The 11,694-nt window shown below is 55.1% G+C and carries 8 protein-coding genes; 2 read left to right on the top strand and 6 right to left on the bottom strand.

What is annotated here, in order from left to right:
* Positions 1 to 5 precede the first annotated feature (5 nt).
* From AGA_RS03685 to acuI, 4 genes are all read right to left on the bottom strand, one after another.
* Positions 6 to 1,598, bottom strand: coding sequence for a cytochrome ubiquinol oxidase subunit I (locus tag AGA_RS03685; RefSeq protein ID WP_059023074.1), 1,593 nt, complete (start codon positions 1,596 to 1,598; stop codon positions 6 to 8).
* A 53-nt stretch (positions 1,599 to 1,651) separates the two neighbouring features.
* Positions 1,652 to 3,373 carry a thiol reductant ABC exporter subunit CydC gene (gene cydC / locus AGA_RS03680; RefSeq protein WP_231945997.1) on the bottom strand — a complete coding sequence of 574 codons (1,722 nt, stop codon included), beginning with the start codon at positions 3,371 to 3,373 and terminating at the stop codon, positions 1,652 to 1,654.
* Complete coding sequence (gene cydD / locus AGA_RS03675) at positions 3,370 to 5,067, bottom strand: thiol reductant ABC exporter subunit CydD (protein ID WP_231945996.1); 1,698 nt, start codon at positions 5,065 to 5,067, stop codon at positions 3,370 to 3,372. The genes cydC and cydD overlap by 4 nt, the downstream gene beginning before the upstream one ends.
* Positions 5,068 to 5,468: 401 nt before the next feature.
* Positions 5,469 to 6,452 (bottom strand): acrylyl-CoA reductase (NADPH), encoded by a 984-nt coding sequence (acuI, locus tag AGA_RS03670; protein ID WP_059023073.1) that lies wholly within the window; start codon positions 6,450 to 6,452, stop codon positions 5,469 to 5,471.
* A 226-nt stretch (positions 6,453 to 6,678) separates the two neighbouring features.
* On the opposite strand from acuI, the gene AGA_RS03665 reads away from it, so the two are divergent.
* Together AGA_RS03665 and AGA_RS03660 are read left to right on the top strand one after the other, a co-directional pair.
* The gene (locus AGA_RS03665) at positions 6,679 to 8,001 is read left to right on the top strand and encodes a hemolysin family protein (protein WP_059024625.1); all 1,323 of its coding nucleotides are present in this window, start codon (positions 6,679 to 6,681) and stop codon (positions 7,999 to 8,001) included.
* A gap of 137 nt (positions 8,002 to 8,138) precedes the next feature.
* Positions 8,139 to 8,585, top strand: a complete 447-nt coding sequence (locus AGA_RS03660) for a glycine zipper family protein (RefSeq protein ID WP_059023072.1) — start codon at positions 8,139 to 8,141, stop codon at positions 8,583 to 8,585.
* A gap of 193 nt (positions 8,586 to 8,778) precedes the next feature.
* On the opposite strand, the gene AGA_RS03655 is transcribed toward AGA_RS03660, so the two are convergent.
* Both AGA_RS03655 and pstS read right to left on the bottom strand, forming a co-directional pair.
* Positions 8,779 to 10,503, bottom strand: a complete 1,725-nt coding sequence (locus tag AGA_RS03655) for an OprO/OprP family phosphate-selective porin (protein WP_059023071.1) — start codon at positions 10,501 to 10,503, stop codon at positions 8,779 to 8,781.
* Positions 10,504 to 10,661: 158 nt separating this feature from the next.
* Positions 10,662 to 11,648, bottom strand: coding sequence for a phosphate ABC transporter substrate-binding protein PstS (pstS, locus tag AGA_RS03650; protein WP_231945994.1), 987 nt, complete (start codon positions 11,646 to 11,648; stop codon positions 10,662 to 10,664).
* Positions 11,649 to 11,694 lie beyond the last annotated feature (46 nt).

Genomic DNA, 11,694 nt, shown 5'->3' with positions numbered 1-11,694 from the left:
CCTCCTTAATGCGCCACAACGGACAGGTGTGCGGGGTCTGCATCATCATGCTGACCATGCGCCTCCGGGCCCAGCCGTGCGAACTTGAACATCAGGTAAAGTTCGGCCGCGATAAATATGCTATAAAGCACAGTAAACCCGGCGAGCGAGAACAGCATGTAAGACACGCTGTGCGTGGAAGCGGACATAAAGGTTGGCAGACGGTCAAAGACTGTCCACGGCTGACGCCCGGCTTCCGCCGTAATCCAGCCAAATTCCGTAGCCAGAACCGGCAAAGGAATGGACCACATACAGATTTTGAGAAACAGGGGGTTCCGTTCAAGCTGGTTCTTCAGGCTCAGATAAGATGCCATTGCGAACAGCACAAAGAAGAACACGCCCAGAAAAACCATGAACCGGAAAGACCAGAAGGTCACAAAAACATTCGGCAAAATATCGGGCTTTGTTTGCTCGATCACCGTCTGGAGTTGTGCGGGCTGAATAGCCGTTACATCCTGACCGGGGGCATGGCGGGTGGCCAGCAGGCCATAACCCATATCGTTCTGATGCGCCTGGAATTCCTCCAGATCGGCCGCAAGGTGGCTTTCCTCATAACGGCGCAAAGCACTTATGGCCGTAATGCCGGAAGCAATGCGGGGAGCGGCAGCATCCTCCAGTTCGATCATGCCGGTAATGGGGGTCGTGAAGCTATGCGTAATGAGCGGCGTGAGTACGAACGGTACTCCAATTTCGTAGGAACTTTCCTGTTTGGCATCGTTAGGAAGTGCTGCCAGAATCCACGGTTCGTATGGGGGCTTGCTGGTGTGCCACAGCCCTTCGATTGCGGCGATTTTAGTTGGCTGATGTTCATAATCCAACCGCCCAAGCACATCCCCCAGCGTAATGACCGCAACGGTGGAAAAAATGCCAAACAGCGCTGCCATACGGAAAGACCGCGCAGCAAAGGCCCTATGCTGTTTGCGCAACAGATAAAAGGAACTAATCCCCATAACAAACAGCGATGCTGCCACGTACCCGGCAACCGAGGTATGAACAAACTTGGCCTGCGCATCGGGGTTAAAAACCACACCCACAAAACTGTCAAACGTCATGCGCAGGGTTTCGGGGTCAAAATGGGCACCTTGCGGCATGTTCATGCTGGCATTGGCAACCAGAATCCACAAGGCAGACAAGTTTGACCCAAGCGCGACAAGGTAAGTAATGGCCAGATGCACCGGCTTGCTCAACCGGTCCCAGCCAAAAAACATAAGACCTACAAAGGTAGATTCCATAAAAAAGGCCATAAGACCTTCAATCGCCAGCGGGGTGCCAAACATATCACCAAAAAAGCGGGAATACATGGACCAGTTGGTGCCAAACTCAAACTCCATGGTCAGGCCGGTTGCCACCCCCAGAGCAAAGTTAATACCGAACAACTTACCCCAGAACAGGGCCATATCCTTGTAAACCTGTTTGCCGGTCACGACGTACACCGTTTCCATTGCGGCCAGCATAAAGGTCAGACCCAGAGTCAGAGGGACAAACATGAAGTGGTAAAGAGCCGTGAGCGCAAACTGAAAGCGCGAAAGGTCAACGACTGTTGGGTTAATCAAATCCATTTTTACAACCTTATTTCAGAGGAAAAGCATTTTTTACTTTCAGCTCTTCATGGTCATCCCCCCTCCGGGTAAAAACGCCCGTCTTCCAACCGGACAACACGATGCATGAATGGCAGCACCGCCGTGCGGTGGGTCATGCACACAATGGTGGTGTTGGCGCAGCGCTGTATGATGGCAGCCATAAGGGCCTGCTCGACCTGCGCATCCAGTCCTTCTGTTGGTTCATCCAGCACCAGCCAAGGTGTGTTGCGCAGCAGCGCCTGCGCTACCGCCAGCCGACGTGCCTGTCCGCCAGAAAGGCGCAGGCCGTCATTACCTACCCAGGTTTGCAAACCCTCTGGCAGGGACTGCACAAACTGCGTCAGTTGCGCAGCGTCCAGAACATCGGACAACTCTGCTTCTGTTGCATCCGGTGCGGCAAGTAGAAGATTATCCCTCAGTGTTCCGGCAAACAAATGGAAATCCTGAGCCGCAACACTGACCAGCCCGGCCAGGTCTTCGGCTCGCAATGTGCTTACATCCACCCCGCCAAACATCATGCGGCCACCGCAGGGAGCGTAAAACCCGAACAAAAGGTTAATCAGGCTACTTTTACCCACACCAGATGGCCCAACCAGCCCCAGATGCTCCCCTTGCCGAATGGTCAGAGACGCATGATCCAGAACAGACGTGACCGTTCCGGGGTAAGCAAAACTGACATTCTGCAACACCAGATCGTACGGCGCAGATGGCAGGCCTACCGCTGGCATGGTGTTACCTTGTGGCTGCCCAGCACATGCGGCCTCCAGACGCTTTGCAGCCAACCTGCCCCCCGCTGCGGCCTGCCGCGCGAGAGGAAGAGGCGTGACAACATCAAACGCCGCCAATGCCCCCAGAACCAGCATGGGAATTTCCGCAGCGCTTAACTGCCCGGCCCTGTAGGCCTGCGTGGCCAGCATGAGAACAACCAGTGCTGTTGCAAATGTCACAATGGTTATCAGGCCACGTGCAAGCCCTTCCAGCGCATCCAGCTTCCAGCGTGCGCCATCCAACTCTGACTGCTGAACCTGCCACTGCGCTGCCCGGCCCGATGCAGCATCCAGCAAAAGATACTCCCCCATATTCTGGAGCGTTTCTGCCAGTTCTGCCTGAATATGACTTTGTTTTTTGGCTCCCACCTGCACCAGCTTGTCCGTGGCATGGCCTATTGTGGCCGGAACAAGCAGCCCACAGAACAGCAGCCCGGCAGCCAAAGCCAGTGCGGCAGACTGCAAAACACAGGCAAACACCGCCACAAATACAAAGCCACACACCAATGCGCGTAAAAAAGGCAGTGCGACATCAGTATAATACGCAGCAACCTTATCCGTGTCGGACACAAACCGCCCCAGCAGATCCCCGCCCTGTAGGTCAGTCAGCCCCGCAGGGGCCAGTGGGGCAAGGCGGGCGTACACCCAAGTGCGCAAATGCCCTGTAAGGCGGAGCGCACCATCATGCGCCACAATCCGCTCCAAATACCGGGCCAGAATGCGCGCCATGGCAAAAAAGCGCACACCCGTTGCAGGCAGCACAATATTGAAAGCGCGTGCCGCACCCACCCCGGCAAGCCCCGCCGCAGCCGCCCCAGCCAACAACCAACCCGACAGGAACAACAAGCCAAAACTGGCCACAGCCGCAACACAGGCAAGCCCAAGCCCCATAGCAAGGCGCCAGCGTACCGCAGCCGAAAGCCGGGAAAAGCCAGACACACCCACCATCAGGCGCTCAACAGACAAAGCCCCCTTCTGCGTGCTCATGCCACGGTCTCCTGTTGCGGGGAGAATTCCTCAACCGTGCCATCAGCCACATGCAGCACCCTGTTTGCCCGTGCAGCCAAAGCCTGCCGATGGGTTGCGACCACAACAATACGCCCCACAACACAGCGGCATATGGCGTTGGTCACACGCATGGCGCTGGCGGCATCCAACCCCGCAGTTGGTTCATCCAGCACCAGAACATCCGGGTTGCGCAGCAATGCCCGTGCAAGCGCCAAACGGCGCACCTGACCGCCAGACAGGCGCGCCCCACGCTCCCCTATATGCGTCTCAAATCCATCTGGCAGAGCCTCGATAAAGTCCAAGACATCAGCCTGCTCAGCGGCATGGCGTAACTGGGCTGCATCCGCCTCCGGCGCACCAAGGCGCAGGTTGTCCGCCACGGTGCCAAACACCATAAGTGGGCGCTGCGGCACCCATGCCATACGCAAGGTTTGCAGCGGCACAGGACGCCCCGACACATCGCAGGCTTCCAGCTCGCCAGCTGTGGGCGATAAAAAGCCCAGCAATGTCTGCAACAACGTGGTTTTCCCCGCACCGCTCATGCCTGTTAAAACGGTCAGACTGTTCCGGGTGAAATGGCAGGTCACATTGTGCAGAACCGAAGCACCGTCCTGATTGCACACTTCCATACCTTGGCAGCGTATTTCCGCCACACCGTCCACGCACTGCGGAAGCTGCGCACCATAACGGCGCGTCAATGCGGGCAAAGCCAGCAACCGCCCCAAAGTGGTCATGGCAGCATTAGCATTCTGCCGGGCATGGTAGCTGGCAGAAAAGGTGCGCAGAGGCATGAAATATTCCGGCGCCAGCAGCAACACCAAAAAAGCAGAGCGGAAATCTGCCGTGCCTGCCAGTAGCCGGGTACCAAACACAACAGCGACCAGAGCAATGGAAAGGCTGGAGAAAAACTCCAGCACAGCAGAGGTCAGGAACGCCACCCGCATAACTGACAGGGTGGTACGCCGATGGGCATCTGCCAACTGAGCAATGCGGTCGAGGCTCCCTTGCGTGCGCCCAAAAAGACGCAGGGTTTTAAGCCCGCGCAAAGCGTCCAGAAAACTACCGCCCAGCAGGGAAAGCTGACGCCACTGCCGGTCCATAACAGCCTGCGCACCATACCCTACAAACGCCATAAAAACCGGAACAAGCGGGCCTGTGCAGGCCAGAACCAAAAAACTCCATCCATCCACCCCGCCCACTACGGCCAGAATAAGCAAGGGCAGAACCACCATCATGGCTGCAGAGGGAATATAACGGGCAAAATAGGGCACCAGCGCATCCGCGCCTTCCGTAAACGTAGTGACCACCTCCCCGGCGGGCACACGCGCACAGGCAACAGGCCCAACAGAAAACAGATGCGTCAGCAACTGGCCCCGCACGTGGCTGGCCACCCGCAGGCCTGCCTGTGTTCCCATAATATCGGAAGCAAAACGCGCCCCCACCTGCCCTATAAGACAGACAAGAATAAGCGCGACTTCATGCCATTCCGCTTCTGGCGCATGTCCATGAAACGCAACGTCATCCACCACATGCGCCAGAAAAATAAACTGGCCCACCAGCAAAACAGCCGACACGCCACCAGCAAGCACCGAACCAAGCAGCCAGCCACGCGCTATGCGTGCCAGCCCTCTTGTCATATCTGTGCCGCCATTGCGAGCGGATGTGGGTGCCATGATGAACATACTTACATAATTAATTTAACAATTATGTTTCATTATATTTGAATATGATCACAGTCAAGGGAACTGGATGTTGAGAATTTTCTCAACTCCATGATTTTATGTAAAAATTCCTCACGATTTTCACAATTTCAATTTATATTTCGTGAAGTATCGTTAAAATAAATTACTAAAAATTATAATTATGAATTTGTTTTTATTTTAATCATCGTTTTGTTTTTATGTGTTTTGTTTTGCAGATATATTTATTGTAAATTTATATTTTTATTATTTTATTTATCGGTGGTTCAGCAGATTTCCTGACATGAAGGATTATCCGCACCCACAAACTTACAGTTTCTATTAAATTATCATATGCAGTAAGCAGTCCGCTCCCAGCGGTACAAACCTGAACTTTAGGGTATCTCGACCACCAGACGGCCCTTGATTCTTCCATTCAGCAGATCCTCGGATGCCGCTATTGCTTCCGACAAAGGGATAACCCGCGTCATGCTCGCAAGCAGGGTTTTATCCACCCGGACAGCCAGACGGTTCCACGCCTCCTGCCGCACCGTTCTGGGGCACAGAACGCTGTCTATCCCCACAAGCGTCACGCCTCGCAGAATAAACGGGGCAACCGTTGCAGGAAAATTCATCCCACCAGCCAGACCACAGGCTGCCACAACGCCCTGCGGCTTCATGGATGCGCAAACAGAGGCCAGAACCTGACCGCCCACCACATCCACCGCCCCCGCCCAACGGGCTTTTTCCAATGGGCGCGAAGGCATTTCAAAATGCGACCGGGCAAGCACTTCGGACGCGCCAAGCCGCTGCAAATAGGGTTGCTCTTCCAACCGCCCTGTTACAGCCACTACCTCATACCCCATGCCGGCCAGCAGCATAAGCGCAATACTCCCCACCCCGCCCGTAGCACCTGTGACCAGAACAGGGCCATTGTTTGGCCCCACGCCTTCACGCACCAGTGCCTGCACGCACAGCATGGCCGTAAAACCCGCAGTCCCCAGCGCCATGGCCTGCTGGCAGGTCAAATCCTGCGGCAAAGGCTGCAACCATGCTCCGGGCACACATGCTTTTTGTGCCAGACCACCCCAATGTTTCTCGCCAACACCCCAGCCTGTCAGCATAACCTTCTGTCCAAAATGGAAATCAGGACTGGAGGAACGCTCAACCACACCAGCAAAATCAATCCCCGGCACCATTGGCCATGTTTTGACCACTGGGCCGCGCCCGGTAATGACCAACGCATCCTTGTAATTCAGCCCCGACCAATGCACGCGCACAATCACCTCATCTTCAGGCAAAGCGCTTTCGGGCAGGCTCCGTATTGTGGCGGTCTGGCCATCAGGAGCTTCTTTTTCGAGGTAAAGAGCATCAAACATCGGCTTCTGTCCGGCTGGATTGATCAAACAATGCGTCCCGCATGGGACGCACCAAAACACGCTAGCGTCTCACCAACGCCTGCAAAGGCCATCCGTCCCGACCTGACAGAGTTTTGAAGTCGCACTCCTGTTGTCCATGACAGAAAAAATACAGGAGGAATCACGCTGGTCAGCGGCTCACTTTTTGTTCATACTGTGCCATCTTAACAGTATAGCGGACTTTCTCTTGCTCCTGTTCATTATGGGTCTGTTGACCCTTGTTCTGCTTATCGCGGTCAGTATCCTGATCGCGCTTTCTGAAATTTCCTTTGCTGCCGCACGAGAAGTCAGGCTCCGCAGCCGTGCAGATGCAGGAGACCCACGTGCCCAGGCCTTTCTGGCACTCCGCCGCAACAGCGGCCAGGTCATTACCGTTATTCAGATATGCCTGAATGGCGTGGGCATTATGGGGGGTATTGTCAGCTCCGAAATGCTGTCTCCACCACTGGCGGATTTTTTTACCCGGTGGAAGCTCTCTGACTGGTGGGCGCAAAACCTTGCATCCACGCTAAGCTTTATTTTTGTAACCGGCACATTCGTCTTGTTTGCGGACCTGTTGCCCAAGCGGGTGGCCATGAGCAACCCGGACAAGGTGGCGCTGGCCGTTGGCTGGTTCCCCCGTGTGGCTTTGCGTATTCTCTATCCGTTTGTTTGGATTTTCTCCAAAATTTCCGATGTGGTGCTCAAGGCGCTCAAAATCCCTGCCGCATCCGCCGTGGAGCCTGTAACACCGGAAGATCTGCACGCCATTCTGGCTGCTGGCACCGCCTCTGGTGCCCTGCTCCAGCAGGAACACCAGATGATCGAGAATGTTCTGGGGCTACAAGACCGCTCGGTTACGTCCGCCATGACCCCGCGTGATGAGATCATTTTTCTGGATATTCAGGACACCCCCGAACATAACCATGAAAAAGTGCGTATGGAGCCTTATTCGCGCTATCCGCTCTGCAATGGCGGTCTGGACAAGGTTATTGGCTCCATCCGTGCGGAAGACGTGCTGGCCTCGGTTGTGGACCCGTCCATTGCCCCGTCCGGCCGCCCCCATAGCAACCCCATTGCCCGTATGCGGCGTGATGTTCCGTCTGTTCCCGAAACGCTGAACCTGTGGGACACACTAGCCCAATTTGACACCTCCGGCGTAGGCTTTGCGCTGGTGGTCAACGAGTACGGGCTGGTTGTGGGGCTCATTACCTTCAAGGATATTATGGGCGTGCTGATGGATGGACTGGCCAGCCCGTTTGAAGAGCAAGCCATTGTTCAGCGTGACGCCAACTCCTGGCTGGTGGATGGTGCAGCCCCCATTGGGGAGGTCATGCGTGAACTGCATATTCTCAACCTGCCAGACCATGACCAGTTTGATACAATCAGCGGCTTTATCATGCACCGACTGCGCCGCATGGCACGCAAGACCGACAGGGTAGATGCCGCCGGATTCCGGTTTGAAGTTGTGGATGTGGAAGGGTTCCGCATCAACCAGCTTCTGGTCACGCGGCTGAATACCGCACCTTGAACCACAAGTAGAAAAAAGGGGAAAAGGCTGCCTGAACAAGACGGCCTTTTTCCCTTTTTCTATTATTCCTCTCTTACCTAAAAAATGACATAGTCATCTCACTTTAAGATCATCCAATATATCTGGAGTAAAGTGAGATGAAGCTCAAAGCGCTGTCCTATGCTTTCCTGCCTGCTCTTTTGCTGGCTGGCTGCGCCGAAACCCCCATGGGGCCGACTGCACAGGTTCTTCCCGGTCCGGGCAAGAATTATGGACAGTTCCTACAGGAACAGAATTTCTGCCGCTCTCAGGCTGCGGCTGCCGTACAGGGGCAGGCTGAACGCCAGAACCATAAAGCCATTTATGGCGGGTTGGCTGCCACAGCACTGGGTGCCGGGCTGGGTGCTGCTGCCGGCGGCGGCACAGGCGCAGGCATTGGTGCTGCTGCCGGGGCCATGGGCGGTGGTCTGGGGGGAAGCCTCTATTCCAACAGCCAGCAGGGCGGCATACAGACGCAGTATAACAACGCGTATGTGGCGTGCATGATCTCTTACAAAAACGTCCTGCCCGCACCGCAGGCCGCTTACGGTTACAGCCGCTACTAACTTCCTACATCAACACAACCACCTGCATGATGGCTCTCCCCGACAGCACCCATCATGCAGGCGTGGGGTGCCACCCCTTTACTGGGATATGGCTTCAAAACCCCCCTTCCATACCGAGCATAAAAAAAGGGCCATTCGTAAGAATGGCCCTTTTCCACACTGAATTCCTGACCGAAGCCAGAGGCAGCAAGCTTTAGAAAGCAGCCTGCACACGCGCAGCAAAAGAGTTGCCATCGCGGCCCGCAGAGTTCCATGCAGAGGCACTCATGCCACCACCGGTAGCCGTGCGGGAAACAATGAAGTGGTTGAAGTCAAGCATGACGCGGAAGTGGCGGTTAGGATACCAGTTGATACCACCGGACCACACGGTCTGACGACCACCACGGATATCTGCGGAAACATCGCTAAAGTCGGTTACGCTGTAACGCCCAGTGATTTCCAGCGCACCCCAGTAACCACGTGCGGGGTCAAATTCATGCTCAACACCCGGAGCGCCGAATGCGCCTTCCTTGATGTTGTATTCGCGCCCTTTGCCAAACAGGGTATAGTTGGCAGAACCATAGTAACCCTGCATGTGAACCGTTTTCTGGGACACAGCATCGGACACATTGGTAATCGCCTGATTCCCGCGATTAACACCAATGTTGTAGTATTCCCCTTTAAGAACCATCTTCTTCCAACGGAAGCCCAGTTCTGGACCAGCAGACCAGACAGAAGACGCATTCCCAATCGTAGCGGAAACCAGATTGGTGCTGGTCAGATTAACTTCAGGCGACTGGCTGAACTTGTAAGAACGCGAGCAGCTGGCGCTGTTGGTAGCACTCGTGCAGGTTTCGGCCACCTTGAAAGCACTGATGGCTGAAATACCAACATGCACATCAATGTCTTTCGACACATACGGCCTCCCAGCTGCACGGAAGGTTGCCCCCGTCTGGCTGTTCAGATCACCCACACCGGAAGAGTTGCTCTTACGATCGCCATAAGTCTGGCCCGTAAAGTAAGATGCAATCCACCAACGTTTTTCGTAATGCAGACCACCAAAGCTGAAGCGGGCGTCACCTGCAGCAATTTTACGAACGGCATCGGTAATGGCGGGACGTTCCATCATTTCGAAGTCGTTCGAGCTTTCGGAATCCTCTTCCGTCACGCGCGGCTGGAAATAACCGACCGTCAGGATCGTGTTACGCAAACCGGTGTAGTTCAGGTTTGCTTCGTACAGACCCTGATCCGTGCTGTTACCGTCGGCGCCACCAGCACCCAGATCCGGCGTTACGTTAGCCACCCAATCCTTATAGCGGAATGTGAACGGAATACGGATACGACGGGCATTTTCCGTAAAGCCACCAAAATCACCGTTTGCAGTATTCCCGCTGCGGTGACCACCGCCGAGGAAACCGCCGAAGTCTTCATGGAATGCCAGACCAACGGAAAAGCCATAAGCGCCGTCTTCAGAGGAAACCGTAAAGCGCCCCTTGGGAAAACCGACAATCATGCCACCAATGCGGACTTCTTCATCCTGTGCCGTGGCAGCTTTGAAGTCCTTCCAGGACATGGTGTCACCACGGTCAGACGGGGGCGTGCCTACGCCGGACAGGGGAGCAATTTTTTTGAGGGGTTCCTGCTCACCAAACTGCACGTTCGGGTCGTAGTTACCGTCAGCCACATGCATGGTCTTACGGCCTTGGCTTGCAGCCTGACCCACGCGGCCTTTTGTGGTCGCATCGCTTTTAGCCAGCTGATGCTTGAGGGTGACGATCTGCTGCTGCATATCCCGACGCATCTGGGACATTTCCGCACGCAGCAAGCGAATTTCGGAATCCTCAGTGGAAGCCGCCTCGGCCACAGGAGCGATTCCAGCCAACATAAAAGACGTTAGAGCAACAGAAGAAAAAAGCGAGTTACAGCGCATTGTGGCCATTCCATGATAAGAACGATGAGCCGTGAATAACCCGCCATAAACTTTTTGTGCGTGATGCTTCGGTGATGGTTTCGTTACAGATTTATGAAAAAAAGCGACCCGTTTCCGGGCCGCTTTCCAGTAAGCTCAAATACACAGTATTTCTTATACAGGAATAATTATTTACCGCTTTTCCATGCGGACATAATGCTGTCCTTAACTGCGTTGGGCAGCGGCACGTAGTCCAGCTTGGTTGCAATGCTGTCCCCGTTGCTGAAGCTCCAGCTAAAGAACTTCTGCACAGCCTGATCACGGTCAGCATGACGGGCAGGAACCGGAACCAGCACGTAGGTTGCAGACATAATCGGCCATGCTTCCTGGCCATCCGTGTCCAGCAGGTTGACTGCAAAATGGGATGCATGTGCCCAGTCAGCAGCCTGTGCGGCATGGGAGAAGCTGTTCATACCAGCGGCGACACTGGCACCAGCATGGTTGCGCAGGCGAACAGTGGTCAGGTGGTTACGGCTAGCATAGGCGTATTCAACATAGCCAATGCCACCTTCGGTATTCTGCACGGTGGCGGCCACGCCGTCATTCCCGCGAGCACCCAGACCACCGGGCCAGCTAATGGATGTGCCAGCACCGTAGTTTTCTTTCCACGAAGCAGAGGACCCGGCCAGATAAGAGGTGAACACGAAGGTCGTGCCCGAACCATCCGCGCGGTGAACAGGCGCAATAGCAACATCCGGCAGTTTAACGCCCGGGTTCAGCGCCGCAATTTTGGGGTCGTTCCAAGAGGTAATGGAACCTGCATAAATGTCAGCCAGCACATCCCCGCTCAGCGTCAGGGTATCAGGCTTGATGCCACCGGGGATGTTCACAACCGGAACAATGCCACCCATAACGGTGGGGAACTGGAACAGATGGTTGGTTTCCAGCTTCTGGGCATCCATCGGCGCATCAGACGCACCAAAATCAACCGTGCCAGCCACAATCTGGTTCTGACCTGCGCTGGACCCAACGCTCTGGTAGTTAATGGTTACGCCAGTGGCGGATTTTGCGACAGCACCCCAACCTTCATAAATCGGAGCGGCAAAGCTGGAACCTGCACCGGTCACGCTCTCGGCCCGAGACGCTGCTGGAAGTGCCGTAAGGAAGGTTGTCATGACGGCCAGACACATTCCAGACCTGACTGAAAAACGCATGTTGGTT

This window comes from Acetobacter ghanensis (genome assembly GCF_001499675.1).
Lineage (GTDB): Bacteria > Pseudomonadota > Alphaproteobacteria > Acetobacterales > Acetobacteraceae > Acetobacter > Acetobacter ghanensis.
The sequence above is the reverse complement of the archived record's forward strand: the minus strand, read 5'-3'. Positions and strand labels throughout refer to the sequence as shown.